Raw genomic sequence first — 16,441 nt, forward strand, 5'->3', positions numbered from 1 at the left:
CCCGAGGGGGCGGGTGAGGCACCATGGTGAGCGAATCACCCGGATCGGATGTCGTCCTGTGGCCGGCGCTCAGCAGAGGGGGAAGCACGCATGTCAGAAGCCGCCCGCGGGGCCCCGGGCCCCGCCGCCGATGAGGGCGCGCCGCCGCTCATCGGCATCACCACCTACCAGGAGCCGGCCCGCTGGGGCGTCTGGGTGCGCGAGGCCGCGCTGCTGCCGGTGCCGTACGTGCGGTCGGTCGAGCGGGCCGGCGGGGTCCCGGTCCTGGTGCCCCCGGCCGCGACGCTGCGCGGGCTGGACGCGCTGGTCTCCCGGCTGGACGGCATCGTCCTCGCCGGCGGCGGCGACATCGACCCGGACCTGTACGGCGCCGTCCGGCACACCGAGACCGGGCCGCCGCAGCCGCAGCGCGACCGGTTCGAGCTGGCGCTCGCCCGCGCGGTGATCGACGCCGACCTGCCCTTCCTCGCCATCTGCCGGGGCATGCAGGTGCTGAACGTGGCGCGCGGCGGCGCGCTCATCCAGCACCTGCCCGAGGCCGTCGGCCACAAGGGGCACGCGCCGGAGACCGGGATGGTCGGCTCGCACCCGGTGCAGATCAGCGCGACGAGCCTGGTCGGCAAGATCCTCGGCGACTCGGCCGACGTCCCCGCCTACCACCATCAGGCGGTGAGCCGGCTCGGCAAGGGCCTGTCCGCCGTGGCGTGGGCCGAGGACCAGGTCGTCGAGGCCGTCGAGCTGCAGGGGCACCGCTTCGGGCTCGCCGTCCAGTGGCACCCCGAGGAGGGCGACGACAAGCGCCTGTTCGAGGCACTGGTGGCCGAGGCCGCCGGGCGCTGACCCGGGGATTGGCGCTCCGGCCCGCGGGGAAGGCGACGGTTGAGACTCCCCCGAGCACCGGAGGCCGCCGCATGCCCCTGCACCCCCAGACCGTGGGCTTCCTGGAGCTGCTCGCCTCCTGGACGGCCCCGCCCCCGGGGAGGGACGCGGCCGCCGAGCCCACGATCGAGGAGATGCGGGAGCGGATCGGCACGGCGTTCCCGGTCGTCCGGCGCGAGCTTCCGCAGGTCCGCGACATCGCGGTGGCCGGCCCGGGCGGCCCCGTCCCGGTCCGCCTGTACCGTCCCGCTCCGCCCGGGCGGGGGCCGCTGCCCGCGCTCGTCTACCTGCACGGCGGCGGCTGGGTGCTCGGCGGCGTCGACAACGTGGACGCCGCCTGCCGCGACCTCGCCGCCGCTGCGGAGTGCGTGGTCCTGAACGTCGGGTACCGGCTGGCTCCCGAGCACCCGTTCCCCGCGGCGGTGGACGACGCCTGGGCGGTCGTCGCCTCCGTCGCGCGGGACCCCGGGCGGCACGGCGTCCTCCCCGGGGCCGTCGCGGTGGCCGGCGACAGCGCCGGCGGCAACCTCGCCGCGGCGGTCGCGCTGCTGGCCCGCGACCGCGGGCTGCCGCTCGTCCACCAGCTGCTCGTCTACCCGGTGACCGACACGGCGGGGGACACCCCGAGCTGGCGGGAGTACGGCTCCGGATACGGCCTGGACGCCGGCACGCTCGCCCGGTTCATGGAGCTGTACCGGGGCGGCGCCGACCCGTCCGACGCCCGGCTCGCCCCGCTGCGCGCCCCGGACCTGTCCGGCGCCGCGCCCGCCACCGTGATCACCGCCGAGTGCGACATCCTGCGCGACGAGGCCGAGGCGTACGCGCGCCGCCTCGCCGCGGCGGGCGTCTCAGTGGAGGTGCGCCGCTACGACGGCGTCGTGCACTCGTTCTTCCTGCTGCCCGAGATCTTCGACGCCGGTGCCGAGGCGATGGAGTTCGCTGTGCGACGATTGCGCGCGGCATTCGGTGATCACACGCGGCAGGGGAGTGCGCCATGGGCCGGTACGACGCGTACGAGCGGCTGAAGATCGACTGGGCGGCGGACGGGGTGCTGCGGGTCACGATCAGCACGCCCGGCAAGCTGAACGCCGTCGACGCGGCCGGGCACCGCGAGCTGGCGGAGGTCTGGCGGGACGCCGACGCCGACGACGACGCGCGCGTGATCGTCGTCCGCGGCGAGGGGACGGCGTTCTCCGCCGGCGGCGACCTCGCCATGATCGAGGAGATGATGACCGGGCACGCCGCCCGCCGGCGGATCATGCGCGAGGCCCGCGACATCGTGATGAACGTGCTGAACTGCTCGAAGCCGGTGGTCAGCGCCGTGCAGGGCCCCGCGGTGGGCGCCGGGCTCGCGGTCGCGCTGCTGGCCGACGTGTCCGTCGCCGGCCGCACCGCCAAGATCATCGACGGGCACACGCGCCTCGGCGTGGCGGCCGGCGACCACGCCGCGATCGTGTGGCCGCTGCTGTGCGGGCTGGCCAAGGCCAAGTACTACCTGCTGCTCAACAACGTCCTCACCGGCGAGGAGGCCGAGCGGATCGGCCTGGTCTCCCTCTGCGTGGACGACGCGGAGGTGCACGAGCGCGCCCTGGAGATCGCCGGCCGGCTGGCCGCCGGCCCCGCCGAGGCGCTGTCGTTCACCAAGCACGCCCTGAACAACTGGCTGCGCCTCGCCGGGCCGACGTTCGACGCGTCGCTGGCGATGGAGTTCTTCGGGTTCACCGGCCCGGACGTGCGCGAGGGCGTCGCGGCCATCCGGGAGAAGCGCCCGCCGGCGTTCGGTCAGTAGGACTTGGGGAGGCCCAGTTCGTGCTGGGCGATGTGGGCCAGCACCAGCTCCTCGGCGACCGGGATGTTCTTGGCGATGCGGGCGTCGCGGAACATGCGGGCGACCGGGTACTCCAGCGAGTACGCCATGCCGCCGTGCGTCTGGAACGCGCGGTCGGCCGCCTGCCAGGCGGCGTCCGCCGCGGTGAGCTTGGCGATGTTGGCCTCCGAGCCGCACGGGCGGCCCCGGTCCCACAGCCAGGCGGCCTTGTAGGTCATCAGCCGCGCCAGCTCCAGTTGCGCCTTGACGCGGGCGAGCGGGAACGCGATGCCCTGGTTGGCGCCGATCGGCGTGCCGAACGGGGCCCGCTCGGTGGCGTAGTCGCAGGCGATCTTCAGCACCAGGCCGCCGGAGCCGACGCCGCCCGCGGCGGCCAGGATCCGCTCGGGGTTGAGGATGTCCCACAAGACGGCGAACCCCTGGTCGACCTCGCCGAGCACCCGGTCCGCGGGCACGCGCACGTCGTCCAGGAACACCATGCTGGACGCGACGGTGTTGGTGCCGAGCTTGGGGATCGGCCGGTAGGTGAGCGTGCCGGCGGCGACGGCCTCCTTGACGTCCACCAGCAGGACGGTGAAGCCGGACGTGCGCGGCCGCGCCTCGGCGGCCGGGACCGTCCGGGTGACCAGGACGAGGAAGTCGGCGCGCTCGACGCCGGAGATCCAGATCTTCTGGCCGCTGACGACGAAGGAGCCGCCGTCGCGGCGCGCCTGCGTGGAGATGTTGATCGAGTTGCTGCCGGCGTCCGGCTCGGTGATGGCGAAGCAGGTCTCGATCTCCCCGGCGGCGATCCCCGGCAGGAACTCGCGCCGCTGCGCCTCGGTGCCGTGCCGGGCGATGGTGAGGCCCCCGAACGCGGGGGTGAGCAGGTACATGAACGACGCGGCGCCGCCCGCGCCGCCCTCGGCGAGGGCCTCCAGCGCGACCGCGAGCTCCAGCAGGCCCTGGCCTCCGCCGCCGTGCTCCTCGGGAATCGCCAGGGCGTGCCAGCCGCCGTCGACCAGCTCGCGCCAGACCTCCTCGGGCCAGCGCTTGTCGGCGTCGCACCGGCTCCAGTACTCCTGGTCGTACTTCGCGCCGATCGCCAGCACGCCCTCGCGCACCGCCGCCGCGCTCTCCGGCAGGTCGAAGTCCACCGCGCCTCCCTCGAACTCTCGCGTGCGGCCCACGGTAGCCGATCGGAGTAAGTGCTCACTGACACGGGTCGGTCATCGAACACGGCGTCGCCGCCGTCGTCACGCCGTGGAACGCGGTGTCCGGCGGCGCGCTCCTGGACGAGCAGACGGTCGTGAAGGCCGTCCGCCTCCAGACCGTCATCCCTTGACCGTCAGCAGCGGGCGCAGCTCCGCGACCGGCGCCGCCACCCCGCCGCCGTCCAGGCTCGCCACGACCGGGCCGATGTCCTTGTAGGCCCACGGCGCCTCCTGCTTGAGGTCGCGCCGCCACGCGGCCAGGACGTCGGACCGCCGCGCCACCACCGGGTCGCGGTGGTCGAGCGGCGTCACGACCCGGAAATTGCGCAGGAACGCGTCGAGTTCCGCGTCGTTCCCGCGTGCGGACGCGCCGCGCGGCACCCGTCGCCCGGCGCCGTGGCAGGCGCTGGCGAGCGTGCGCGGGTCCCCGCGCCCGCGCAGGACGAAGCTCGCCGCGCCCATTGAGCCCGGCACGATGACCGGCTCGCCCCACATCGCGTATGGGCCGCCCGCCATCGCGGCGTGCCCGCCCGCCGGGGTCGCGCCCTTGCGGTGGACGATCCGGTCACCGCCCCGCCAGAAGAGGTTGTGCGGCGCGTCGTACAGCAGCCGGGACGCCATGCCGCCGCACTCGGCCGCCAGCCCGGCGCGCATCGCCAGCGCCAGGAAGAACCGGTTGCCGACCGCGAAGTTGGCGGCGTTGCCGAACGCGTCGAGGTACCGGCGCCGGGCCGGTCCGGAGCGCTCGTCCAGCAGGAACGGCAGGATCCCGTTGCGCGGGCGGGGGAGGCCGGCGGGCCATGCCGCGCGGAGCCGGTCCAGTGCCGTCGCGTTGGCCTGGTGCCCGAGCGACAGCGACCCGCTGTGCACCATCGTCACGACCGTGCCGGGCGTCAGGCCCCACGCGTGCGCGGCGGCGGCGTCGTGCACCTCCGACACGTACTGCAGTTCGGCGAAGTGGTTGCCGCCGCCGATCCCGCCGATGACGCTGTCGTGGCTGGCCCCGCCCGCGCTGCCGATCCAGTCGGCGAACGCCTCGGCCGTCTCGGCGGGGTAGCCGGAGGCGTGGACCCGGTCGAGGCCGTCCTCGGCGTCCTCCGGGAGGACCCCGGGCCACGGCGTGGCGCCGGTGAGCAGCAGGCCGGGCAGCCCGTCCCGCAGGAGGCCCTCCCGCTGGGCGGGGGTGAGGGCGATCCGGCGGCCGCCCTCGAAGAACAGGTGCCGCAGCCGCCGCTCCAGCGCGTCCAGGCGCGGCCGGACGCGGTCGGCCCGCAGCGTCGTCACCTCCAGCCGCATCCCGCAGTTGACGTCGTTGCCGACCGCCTGCGGCAGCAGCGCGTGCTCGGTCTCCAGGACCGTGCCGATCGGGATGCCGGCGCCCTTGTGGAGGTCGGGGGTGAGCGCGACGCGGGTGATCCGCGGCGCCGGGCCGTCGTAGCCGGGCGCGGCCTCGGCGAGGCGGTCCAGCGTGGCGGCGGTGTCGAGGAGCGTCAGCGCCTCGGTCACGGCGGCGGGCTCCAGCGGGACGTCGTCGCCGGCGCAGATGTCGACCGGAATGCCGTAGGGGTTGGGGAGGGTGAGCCAGTGCTCGCCCGTGCGGACGAGCCGGTGGTCTTGGCGTGCGGGCATGTGCAGGGTCCTTCGTGGCTGCTGTGGGCGCGCGGGAGAAGCCGTCCGCGCGGAGGGCGCGACGGCGGGGGAGCGGGTGGTGGCCGCTCGGTCCTCGGGTTCAGCAGCCGCGAGGCGGCTCAGACGTTAGCGCGGGCCCCGGCGGCCGGGCCAGTGGTTTTCCCGGGGACGGCCATGAGCTCAGACGGACATGTAGCGGGTCACCATGCGGGCGACGAAGTGGGCGAAGACCTCCGGCGCCCCGGACGGCAGCATGATGTGGCTCATCGTCAGCCGCACCGCGGCGTCGGCGATCTCGGTGAGCGCGTCGCGGTCGAGCTGCGGCCACTGCCGCAGCGCGTGCTCGGCGATGCGGGCGCTCGCGGTGAACAGCACCGGCTCGGCCCGGGTGGTCAGCAGCGGCAGCATCTCGTCGCCGTCCGCGCCGGTCAGCACCGCCTTCTTCAGCTGGTCGTCGGCGGAGGTCTCCAGCGTGTAGGTCACCGCGGCGACCACCGCCGAGTACAGGTCGTCGTGCTCGGACAGCACCGCGTCGATGCCGTCGAGGTAGCGCTCGTTGTCGCGGATCACGACCGCCTGCGCCAGCCCCCACTTGTCGCCGAACTCGTTGTAGACGGTCTGCCGGCTCACCCCGGCGGCGGACGCGACGTCCTGCATGCGGACGGCCCGGTAGCCGCGCTCCACGAGGAGCCCGGCCGCGGCGTCCAGCAGCGACTCGCGAACGGAACGGCCGGCGGTGCCCATGTGTCGTCGTTCCTCCAGGGGTGCCGATCAGGGGGTCCATTATCCCCCGCGGGCCGCCGCCGGGCCATCACGTCCCCGCCGGGTCTCCGCCGCGGTCGAGGAGGTGGGCGAGGGGGAGGGTGGCCGCGCCGACGGCGACCGCCTCGGGGCCGAGATGGCACAGCTCGACCGAGGTCTGCGCGAACGGCTGCCGCAGCGCGTACGCGGCGGTGGCCGCGACGATCCGGTCCAGCATCCGGCCGCCGAGCAGCAGCCCCGCCCAGCCGCCGATGATGATCTTCTCGGGGCTGAACAGGTTGACCAGGTCGGCGATGCCCGCGCCCAGGTACTCGGCGGTGTCCTCGCGCAGGTCCGCCGCCGCGTCCGACGGGTCGGCGAGCAGCCCGGCGAGCGCCGCCTCCTCGTCCGCCCCGGCGGGGCCGCCGGCCTCCCGGTAGCGTTCCAGCAGGGCGGTCGCGCCGACGTAGGACTCCAGGCAGCCGCGGGACCCGCACCGGCACGGCGCGCCGCCGACCCGCGAGGTCGTGTGGCCCCACTCGCCCGCGCTGCCGGCCGCGCCCCGGTACGGCGAGCCGTCGATCATCACGGCGGCGCCCACCCCGGAGCCGATCAATGCGACGACGGCGTTGCGGTGCCCGCGCCCCGCGCCGAACCACATCTCGGCCTGCCCGAGCGACGTCGCGCCGTTGTCGACGAACAGCGGCAGACTCGTGCCCTCGCGCAGCATCCGCTCCAGATGCACGCCGTCCCACCCGATGGTCTGGCAGTGCACGACCGCCTCGGGGCCGTGCTCGATGACGCCCGGGACGCCCACCCCGACGCCGATGATGGACGCCGGGTCGACGGACGCCCCCTCGATCACCGCCGGCAGGCCGTCCAGGATGTGCCGGACGACGGCGCGCTCGTCGTGGCCGCCGTCCCCGAGCGGCAGGTCGGCCTTGGCGAGCTGGGTCAGCTCCAGGTCGAACAGCTCGACCATCACCCGCGTCTCGCCGACGTCCACGCCGACGAGGTGGCCGTAACCGGCCGCGGTCTTCAGCAGGACCCGCGGCCGGCCGCCGTCGGACTCGACGCTGCCCGCCTCCACCACGAGCCCGGCCTCGATCAGCTCGCTGACCACGTTGCTGACCGACGCGGGGCTGAGCCCGGTCTCCCTGGCCAGGTCCTGGCGGCTGAGCGGCCCGTCGAAGTACAGCCGGCGCAGCAGCACCGACCGGTTGGTACGGCGCAGGTCGCGCACGGTCCTCCGGCGCCGTTCCGGCATCGGGCCCCCTATCCGGCGGCCCGCGTCGGGCCGCGTCCCCCGCGGTTCCAAGGTCTTGACCCGGCCATTATGTCACTGCTTAGATCACGTCGTGAAATAAGGTGTGATCTAACTCTCCCGAGTGACCCGGGTCACTCTAGCCGGAAGGTCGGAGCCGATGCGTCATCCCACCTCACGGGCCCTCGCCGTCCTCGCGGCCGGGCTCCTCGCCACCACCGCGGCGGCCTGCGGCGGCGGCACCACGTCCGGCGGCGGCGACGGCGACCCGAAGACGCTGACCTACTGGGCCAGCAACCAGGGCACCGACATCGCGGCCGACCAGAAGGTGCTGAACCCCGAGCTCGCCAAGTTCGAGAAGCAGACCGGCATCAAGGTCAAGATGGAGGTCGTCCCCTGGACCGACCTGCTGAACCGCATCCTCGCCGCCACGACGTCCGGGCAGGGGCCGGACGTCCTCAACATCGGCAATACCTGGTCGGCGTCCCTGCAGGCCACCGGCGGGCTGCTGCCCTTCGACCCCGCGACGATGGCCAAGGTCGGCGGCGCGCAGCGGTTCGTGCCCGCCGCGCTCGCCTCCGCCGGCGCCAAGGGCAAGGACCCGGCCGCCGTCCCGCTCTACTCCCTCGCCTACGGCCTCTACTACAACAAGAAGATGTTCGCGGACGCGAACGTGGAGCCGCCCAAGACCTGGCAGGAGCTCATCGACGCGGGGCACAAGCTCACCAAGGGCGGCAAGTACGGGATCGCGGTCGAGGGCGCCAGCATCCCCGAGAACGTCCACCAGGCGTTCAACATCGGCCAGATGTACGGCGCCGACTTCTTCACCCCGGACGGCAAGCCGCAGTTCGCCACCCCGCAGGCCGTCAAGGCGATCAAGTCCTACGTGGACCTGATCGCCGAGGAGAAGATCGCCGCGCCCGGCAACGCCGAGTACTCCGCCAACCAGTCGCTGAACGACTTCGCCACCGGCAAGGCCGCGATGCTGCTGTGGCAGGCCACCACCAGCGGGTTCACCAACCTCGGCATGAAGCCCGGGGACTGGGGCGTCGTCCCGATCCCGAAGCCGTCGCCGGCCCCGCCCGGCGGCCGGAACGTCACCTCGATGGTCGCCGGCATCAACATCGCGGTCTTCAAGAACTCGGGCAACCGCGACGGCGCCCTGAAGTTCGTGAAGTTCATGACCGGCGACGACGAGCAGAAGATCCTCAACAAGGCCTACGGGTCGCTGCCCGCGGTCACCTCCGCGCAGAACGACCCCGCGTTCGACACCCCCGACCTGAAGGTCTTCAAGGACATCCTCGCCACGAGCGCGGCCCCGCTGCCCCAGGTCCCGGAGGAGAGCCAGTTCGAGACGGCGGTCGGCACCGCCATGAAGGAGCTCTTCGCCGACGCCGCCGCCGGCAAGCCCATCACCGAGGCCAAGGTGAAGGACAAGCTCGCCGCCGCACAAGAACAGATGGGCAAGTGACCTCTGCCAAGGTCTCTGCCGCCGGGGCCGCCCGGGCGGAGGGCGCCGCGGCGGCGCACGGCGCCGGCCCCGGGGGTTCCACCGGGGGCCGGCGCAGGCGGCGGTTGCCGGGGAAGGCGCTGCCGTACCTGCTGCTGGCGCCGGCGGTCGCCGCGGAGCTGATCGTGCACGTGGTGCCGATCGCCGTCGGGATATGGATGAGCTTCAAGGAGCTGACGCTCTTCTACATCCGGGAATGGTCGAAGGCGCCGGGCAAGGGGCTCGGCAACTACCGGGTCGCGGTCGACGTCGACGGCGCGATCGGCGCGGACCTGCTGCGGTCGTTCCTGGTGACGCTCGCGGTCACGGTGCTCGCGGTCGGGCTGTCGTGGCTGCTCGGGACCACCGCCGCGGTCCTGATGCAGGAGCGGTTCCGGGGGCGTGGGCCGCTGCGGGCGATCTTCCTCGTCCCGTACGCGCTGCCCGTCTACACCGCCGTGATGACGTGGGCGTTCATGTTCCAGCGCGACAACGGCATGGTCAACCACGTGCTGGCCGACCAGCTGCACGTGACCGGCGGCGACCGGCCGTTCTGGCTGATCGGGAACAACAGCTTCTGGGCGCTGGTCACCGTCATCGTGTGGCGGTCGTGGCCGTTCGCGTTCCTCGTGCTGATGGCGGGGCTGCAGAACATCTCCCGCGACCTGTACGAGGCGTCCGCGCTGGACGGCGCCGGCGTCTGGCGGCAGATCCGGCACATCACGCTGCCGGCGCTGCGGCCCATCAACCAGGTGCTCGTGCTGGTGCTGTTCCTGTGGACGTTCAACGACTTCAACACGCCGTTCGTCCTGTTCGGGAAGGCGGCGCCCGCGGGCGGCGACCTGATCTCGGTGCACATCTACCACGCCTCGTTCGTCACCTGGAACTTCGGGACGGGCTCGGCGATGTCGGTGCTGCTGCTGCTGTTCCTGCTGCTGGTCACGGCGGCGTACCTGCTCGTCACGTCGAGGCGGAGGCCCGCCCATGGCTGAGACACGCACGCGCGGGAGGGCGCCGACCGACCCGCCGGCCTCCTTCGTCTGGACACGGCGGATCGTGCTGACGCTGCTGGCGGTGTTCACCCTGGTGCCCGTCTACGCGATGGTCAGCTCGTCGCTGAAGCCGCTGGAGGACGTCCAGGGGAAGTTCCGGTGGATCCCGTCGGAGCCGACGATCCGCCCCTACATCGACATGTGGTCGACCGTCCCGCTGGCGCGCTACTTCGTGAACAGCGTGATCGTCGCGGGCGGCGCCACGCTGGCATCCGTCGTGATCGCCATCGGCGCCGCGTACGCGGTGAGCCGCTACCGATTCGCCGGGCGCCGGGTGTTCACGGTGACGGTGCTGTCCACGCAGATGTTCCCGGGCATCCTGTTCCTGCTGCCGCTGTTCCTCATCTTCGTGAACGTGGGGAACGCGACCGGCCTCGCCCTCTACGGCAGCCGCGGCGCGCTGATCCTGACGTACCTGACGTTCTCGCTGCCGTTCTCCATCTGGATGCTGGCCGGGTACTTCGAGTCGATCCCGCGCGAGCTGGACGAGGCCGCCCGGGTGGACGGCTGCGGGCCGGTCGGCGCGCTGCTGCGGGTGATCGTCCCGGCGTCGCTGCCCGGCATCGTCGCGGTGACCGTCTACGCGTTCATGACCGCGTGGGGCGAGGTGCTGTTCGCCTCGGTGATGACCAACGACCAGACCCGGACGCTCGCGATCGGCCTGCAGGGCTACTCCACCCAGCACGAGGTCTACTGGAACCAGGTGATGGCCGCCTCCCTGGTGGTGAGCATCCCCGTCGTCGCCGGGTTCCTGCTGCTCCAGCGCTTCCTCGTGGCCGGCCTGACCGCCGGCTCCGTCAAGTGACCCGCCCGGACCCCGCCATCCCGCCTGAACCACGAAGAGGGAGACCTGTGCCCATCGACGACCTGACCGCGTTCGGACCCGACTTCGCCTGGGGAGCGGCCACCTCCGCCTACCAGGTCGAGGGGGCCGTGGCGGAGGACGGCCGCGGCTCCTCCATCTGGGACGCGTTCTGCCGCGTCCCGGGCGCGATCGCCGGCGGCGACACCGGCGACGCCGCCTGCGACCACTACCACCGCTGGCCCGAGGACCTGGCGCTCATGTCGGCGCTCGGCCTGCGCGCCTACCGGTTCTCGATCGCCTGGCCGCGGGTGCTGCCCGCGGGCGGCGGCCCGGTCAACCCGGCCGGGCTCGCCTTCTACGACCGGCTCGTGGACGCCCTGCTGGAGGCGGGGATCGAGCCGCACCCGACCCTGTACCACTGGGACCTCCCGCAGGCGCTCCAGGACCGCGGCGGCTGGCCGTCCCGCGACACGGCGGAGCGGTTCGCCGAGTACGCGTCCGCCGTGGCCGGGACGCTCGGCGACCGCGTGGCGTCGTGGGCGACGCTGAACGAGCCGGTCTGCGCGGCCTGGATCGGCCACCTGCAGGGGACGATGGCGCCCGGCGCCGCCGACATCGGCGTCGCGGTGCCCGCCTCGTACCACATGATGCTCGCGCACGGCCTCGGCGTGCAGGCGATCCGCGCGGCCGTCCCGGACGCCCGCGTCGGCATCGTCAACCTGCTGACCGACTGCGAGCCGGGCAGCGACCGCGACGAGGACGTGGCGGCGGCGCGGCGCGAGGACGGCCACCACAACCGCTGGTGGCTCGACCCGATCCACGGCCGCGGGCTGCCCGCCGACATGATCGAGGTGTACGGGGTGGAGCCGCCCGTCCGCCCCGGGGACCTGGAGACGATCGCCGCGCCGCTGGACTGGCTCGGCGTCAACTACTACCGGCGGTCGGTCAACGTCGCCGACCCCGCGGGCCGGGTGCCGTACACCCGGCAGATCACCCCGGCGGGGACGCCGCGCACCGGCATGGACTGGGAGATCCACCCGGACCGGCTGGAGAAGATCCTCGTCCGCGTCACGCGGGAGTACGCGCCGCGCAGCATCATGGTCACCGAGAACGGCTCCGCCTACACCGACACCGTGACGGCGGACGGGACCGTCCACGACCCCGAGCGCGCCGCCTACCTGGAGTCGCACCTGTCCGCGTGCGCGTCCGCGATCCGCGCGGGCGTCCCGCTGGACGGCTACTTCGCCTGGTCGCTGATGGACAACTTCGAGTGGGCGTACGGCTACGCGCAGCGGTTCGGGCTCGTCCACGTCGACTTCGCCACCCAGAAACGCGTGATCAAGGACAGCGGGCACCGCTACGCCGAGATCATCCGCGCGCACCGGGACCTCCGGGCGCACCGCCTGGCCTCCCGCTCCCTAGAGTGAGGACCCGTCGGCTCAGGCGAGGTGAGGAGGCCGGGTGGGCGGGATCCTTGTGGCCAACCGGGGAGAGATCGCGCTGCGGATCGTCCGGGCGGCGGCCGAGCTGGGGCTGCGGACGGTCGCCGTCCACACCCGCGACGACACCGCGTCCCCGCACACCCGGCGGGCCGACGAGGTGCGGGCGCTGCCCGGCGAGGGCGTCGCCGGATACCTCGACGCGGACGCGCTCGTCGCCGCGGCGCAGGAGGCCGGCGCGACCGCCGTCCATCCCGGCTACGGCTTCCTGAGCGAGAACGCGGGGTTCGCCGCGCGGTGCGCCGGTGCCGGGCTGACGTTCGTGGGCCCGCGCCCGGAGCTGCTGGAGCTGTTCGGCGACAAGACCAGGTCGCGGGAGCTGGCGCGCGAGTCGGGCGTGCCCGTGACGCCCGGCACGGGCGGCGCGGTGAGCCTGGCGGACGCGGAGGAGTTCGCCCGGGAGCACGGGCCGGTCATGCTCAAGGCCCTGGCGGGCGGCGGCGGACGCGGCATGCGCGTCGTCACCGGCGCGGACGGGATGGCGGCCGCGTACGAGCGGTGCCGGTCGGAGGCGCTCGCCTCGTTCGGCAGCGGCGACCTGTACGCCGAGAAGTACGTGCCGCGCGCCCGCCACATCGAGGTGCAGGTCGCCGGGGACGGCTCCGGCGCGGTCACCCACCTGTGGGAACGCGACTGCAGCGTCCAGCGCCGCCACCAGAAGCTCATCGAGATCGCCCCGGCGCCCGCACTGCCGCCCGGTGTCCGCGACGCGCTGCTGGACGCCGCGCTCCGCATGGCTTCAGCAGTGCGTTACGGCAGCCTGGGCACGTTCGAGTTCCTGGTCGCCGGTGCGGCGTTCTGGTTCCTGGAGGCTAACCCGCGGCTCCAGGTCGAGCACACCGTGACCGAGGAGATCACCGGCGTCGACCTGGTGAAGGCCCAGATCAGGCTCGCGCTGGGGGAGGACCTCGCGGGGGTCGGCCTGGCGGGACCGCCACCCGCGTCCGGCTGCGCCGTCCAGGTGCGGGTCAACACCGAGACGATCGACGCGGACGGCACGCCGCACCCGAGGGCCGGGACGCTGACCGCGTTCGCGCCGCCGTCCGGTCCCGGCGTCCGCGTCGACACCTACGGGTACGCCGGCTACCGCACCAGCCTGCGCTACGACCCGCTGCTCGCCAAGGTGGTCGCCCGCGCTGAGGACCTGCCGTCCGCGGCGGCCCGCGCGTACGGGGCCCTCGGCGAGTTCGAGATCGCGGGCGTCGCCACGAGCATCCCGCTCTTGCAGGGCGTCCTGCGCCATCCCGAGTTCACGGCCGGCGGCGCCGGCACGTCCTTCATCGCCGACCACCTGCCCGAACTGCTGGAGAGCGAGCACCGGCGCTTCTACGTCGAGTCGGCGCACGAGCCGGAGCCCGAGGCCGTCGCCGTGCCGGACGCGCCGCCCGGCACGGTCGCGGTCCCCGCCCCGATGCAGGGGACGGTCGTGAGCGTCGAAGTGGCGGAAGGCGACCTCGTCCGGGCCGGGGCGCCGGTGCTGATCCTTGAGGCCATGAAAATGGAGCACGTCGTCCGGGCCGGTGAGGCGGGCGTCGTCCGGACGCTGGCCGCCGCGCCGGGCGACACCGTCGCCGAGGGCGCGCCGCTGCTGTTCACCGCGCCCGCCGAGGTGGACGGCGACCACACCGCCGAAGACGCCGCCACCGACCTCGACCTGATCCGCGCCGACCTCGCCGAGACGCTCCGCCGGCATGAGACGGGTCTCGACGCGGCCCGCCCCGAGGCGGTCGCCAAGCGCCACGCACGCGGCCACCGCACCGCGCGGGAGAACATCGATGACCTCTGCGACCCGGGCACCTTCGCCGAATACGGCGCCCTCGCCATCGCCGCGCAGCGGCAGCGCCGCACCCTCGACGACCTCATCGAGCGAACCCCCGCCGACGGCATGGTCTGCGGCATCGGGGACGTGAACGGCGCGCAGGCCGTCGTCATGTCCTACGACTACATGGTCCTGGCCGGGACGCAGGGCCACCAGAACCACCGCAAGACCGACCGGATGCTCGACATCGCGCACCGCCGGCGCCTGCCGCTGGTGCTGTTCGCCGAGGGCGGCGGGGGACGCCCCGGCGACACCGACACCTCCTCGGTCTCCGGCCTGGACGTGACGACCTTCCACGCCATGGGGCGGCTCAGCGGCGTCGTCCCGTCCATCGGCATCGCGAACGGCCGCTGCTTCGCGGGCAACGCGGCCCTGCTCGGCTGCTGCGACGTCATCATCGCCACCCGCGGCGCCAACATCGGCATGGGCGGCCCCGCGATGATCGAGGGCGGCGGCCTCGGCGTGTTCGCGCCGGAGGAGATCGGCCCGATCGGCGACCAGGAGCCCAACGGCGTCGTCGACATCGTGGTGGAGGACGAGGCGGAGGCCGTCCACGCGGCCCGCCGCTACCTGTCCTACTTCCAGGGCCCGGCCGGCGACTGGACGTGCGATGACCAGCGGATCCTGCGGCACGTCGTCCCGGAGAACCGGCTGCGCGCCTACGACGTCCGCCGCGCGATCACCCACCTCGCCGACACCGGCTCGGTGCTGGAGCTGCGCCGCGCGTTCGGGATCGGGACCATCACCGCGCTGGTCCGGATCGAGGGCCGCCCGATGGGCCTGATCGCCAGCAACCCGGCGCATCTCGGCGGCGCCATCGACCGCGACGCCGCCGACAAGGCCGCCCGCTTCCTGCAGCTCTGCGACGCGCACGGCCTCCCGGTCGTGTCCTTGTGCGACACCCCCGGCTTCATGGTCGGCCCGGACGCGGAGAGGACCGCCACCGTCCGGCACTTCAGCCGGCTGTTCGTGATCGGCGCCAACCTGCGCGTGCCGATCATCACGGTCGTGCTCCGCAAGGGCTACGGGCTCGGCGCGCAGGCCATGGCGGGCGGCGGGTTCAAGGCGCCGCTCGCGACCGTCGCGTGGCCCACCGGCGAGATCGGCGGCATGGGCCTGGAGGGCGCGGTCCGGCTCGGGTTCCGCAAGGAACTGGAGGCCGCCGACGACCCGCGGGCGCTCTTCGAGCACATGGTGGCGGCCGCCTACGAGCACGGGAAGGCGCTGCACGCCGCCACGGTGTTCGAGCTGGACGACATCATCGACCCCGCGGACACGCGCCGCTGGATCACCACCGTGCTGGGCGCGGCTCCGCCGCCGGAGGAGCGTCCCCGCCCATGGATCGACACGTGGTGACGGACGGATCCGCACCCTACTGCAGCTGGTCGCGGGTCCACTCCTTGACGCCGGCGAGGAACGCGTCGACGTCGGCCGCCTTGCCGGAGGCCATCTCGGTGAACCAGCCCGGCACGTACTGCTCGAACCGGCCGCTCTCCAGGGCGTCCAGGACCGCCGCGGCCACCTCCTGCGGCGGCAGCGCGTCCGACACGTCGCTGATCGGCGGCTCGTTCCCGGGCAGCGTGAACAGCTCGGTGCCGGCGATCAGCGCGGGCTGGATCACGTGGACCTGCACGCCCGTGCCGTCCAGGTCGACCGCCATGCTCTCCCAGAACGCCGTGAGCGCCGCCTTGGACGCGCCGTAGGCGCCCTCGTGCGGCGGGCCGAGCCGCGCCGCGACCGAGCCCATCGCCACCAGGTGCCCGCGGCCCCGCGCGATCATCCCGGGCAGCAGCGCCAGCGTGAGCCGCACCGGGGACGAGTAGTTGAGCCGCATCACCTCGTCCGCCTCGCCGGCGGTCAGGTCCTGGACGCGGCGCCGCTTCGGCATCCCCGCGTTGTTCACCAGGACGTCCACGCCGCCGAACTCGCGCTCGACGTCCGCGGCGAGGTCGCCGATCCCGCCGAGGTCGGCGAGGTCGGCGGTCCACATCGCCGAGCCGGGGGAGTGCTCGCGGCACCCGGCGAGAACGTCCTCCAGCCTGTCCTTGCGCCGCGCCACCAGCCCGACCCGCGCCCCGGCGGCGGCGAGCGCCTCCGCGACGACGGCGCCGATGCCGGACGAGGCGCCCGTGACCAACGCGGACCGTCCGTTGAGCTCCACCATGCCGCCCAACGTCACACACCCCGGGGCCGCCCGGCAAGGCGCAGCGCCGCGGCCCGGCCGGTAAGGTAGTGGGTTCGCC

Annotated in this window: 13 protein-coding genes; 8 read left to right on the forward strand and 5 right to left on the reverse strand. The window is 73.7% G+C overall.

Annotated features, from left to right (window positions below; all coding sequences use genetic code 11):
- The first annotated feature begins 90 nt into the window (after positions 1-90).
- From E1293_RS32715 to E1293_RS32725, 3 genes are all read left to right on the forward strand, one after another.
- The gene (locus tag E1293_RS32715; RefSeq protein WP_132201503.1) at positions 91-840 is read left to right on the forward strand and encodes a gamma-glutamyl-gamma-aminobutyrate hydrolase family protein; all 750 of its coding nucleotides are present in this window, start codon (positions 91-93) and stop codon (positions 838-840) included.
- A gap of 71 nt (positions 841-911) precedes the next feature.
- Entirely contained in the window at positions 912-1,904 is a 993-nt protein-coding gene (locus tag E1293_RS32720) for an alpha/beta hydrolase (RefSeq protein ID WP_132201505.1), read from the forward strand.
- Positions 1,874-2,668, forward strand: a complete 795-nt coding sequence (locus E1293_RS32725) for an enoyl-CoA hydratase/isomerase family protein (RefSeq protein WP_132201507.1) — start codon at positions 1,874-1,876, stop codon at positions 2,666-2,668. Before E1293_RS32720 ends, E1293_RS32725 begins: the two co-directional genes overlap by 31 nt.
- On the opposite strand, the gene E1293_RS32730 is transcribed toward E1293_RS32725, so the two are convergent.
- The 4 genes from E1293_RS32730 to E1293_RS32745 form a co-directional block, all read right to left on the reverse strand.
- Entirely contained in the window at positions 2,662-3,843 is a 1,182-nt protein-coding gene (locus E1293_RS32730; protein WP_132201509.1) for an acyl-CoA dehydrogenase family protein, read from the reverse strand. The two genes, E1293_RS32725 and E1293_RS32730, sit on opposite strands and share 7 nt — an antisense overlap.
- A gap of 177 nt (positions 3,844-4,020) precedes the next feature.
- Positions 4,021-5,529, reverse strand: coding sequence for an RtcB family protein (locus E1293_RS32735; RefSeq protein WP_132201511.1), 1,509 nt, complete (start codon positions 5,527-5,529; stop codon positions 4,021-4,023).
- A 180-nt stretch (positions 5,530-5,709) separates the two neighbouring features.
- Positions 5,710-6,273, reverse strand: coding sequence for a TetR/AcrR family transcriptional regulator (locus tag E1293_RS32740; protein WP_132201513.1), 564 nt, complete (start codon positions 6,271-6,273; stop codon positions 5,710-5,712).
- A gap of 67 nt (positions 6,274-6,340) precedes the next feature.
- Complete coding sequence (locus tag E1293_RS32745) at positions 6,341-7,537, reverse strand: ROK family transcriptional regulator (RefSeq protein ID WP_132201515.1); 1,197 nt, start codon at positions 7,535-7,537, stop codon at positions 6,341-6,343.
- A 157-nt stretch (positions 7,538-7,694) separates the two neighbouring features.
- Between E1293_RS32745 and E1293_RS32750 the strand changes: the two genes are divergently transcribed.
- The 5 genes from E1293_RS32750 to E1293_RS32770 are packed head-to-tail and all read left to right on the forward strand — an operon-like array spanning position 7,695 to position 15,554.
- The gene (locus tag E1293_RS32750; protein WP_132201517.1) at positions 7,695-9,005 is read left to right on the forward strand and encodes an ABC transporter substrate-binding protein; all 1,311 of its coding nucleotides are present in this window, start codon (positions 7,695-7,697) and stop codon (positions 9,003-9,005) included.
- Positions 9,002-10,015, forward strand: coding sequence for a carbohydrate ABC transporter permease (locus E1293_RS32755; RefSeq protein ID WP_207939222.1), 1,014 nt, complete (start codon positions 9,002-9,004; stop codon positions 10,013-10,015). The genes E1293_RS32750 and E1293_RS32755 overlap by 4 nt, the downstream gene beginning before the upstream one ends.
- Positions 10,008-10,880, forward strand: coding sequence for a carbohydrate ABC transporter permease (locus tag E1293_RS32760; protein ID WP_132201519.1), 873 nt, complete (start codon positions 10,008-10,010; stop codon positions 10,878-10,880). The genes E1293_RS32755 and E1293_RS32760 overlap by 8 nt, the downstream gene beginning before the upstream one ends.
- 47 nt (positions 10,881-10,927) lie before the next feature.
- A complete protein-coding gene (locus E1293_RS32765; RefSeq protein ID WP_132201521.1) occupies positions 10,928-12,307 on the forward strand; it encodes a GH1 family beta-glucosidase in 1,380 nt (459 codons plus the stop codon).
- A 34-nt stretch (positions 12,308-12,341) separates the two neighbouring features.
- Positions 12,342-15,554 (forward strand): acetyl-CoA carboxylase family protein, encoded by a 3,213-nt coding sequence (locus tag E1293_RS32770; protein WP_132201523.1) that lies wholly within the window; start codon positions 12,342-12,344, stop codon positions 15,552-15,554.
- 16 nt (positions 15,555-15,570) lie between these two features.
- On the opposite strand, the gene E1293_RS32775 is transcribed toward E1293_RS32770, so the two are convergent.
- A complete protein-coding gene (locus tag E1293_RS32775; RefSeq protein WP_132201525.1) occupies positions 15,571-16,362 on the reverse strand; it encodes an SDR family NAD(P)-dependent oxidoreductase in 792 nt (263 codons plus the stop codon).
- Between the last annotated feature and the right edge of the window lie 79 nt (positions 16,363-16,441).

This window comes from Actinomadura darangshiensis (genome assembly GCF_004349235.1).
GTDB classification, from domain to species: domain Bacteria; phylum Actinomycetota; class Actinomycetes; order Streptosporangiales; family Streptosporangiaceae; genus Spirillospora; species Spirillospora darangshiensis.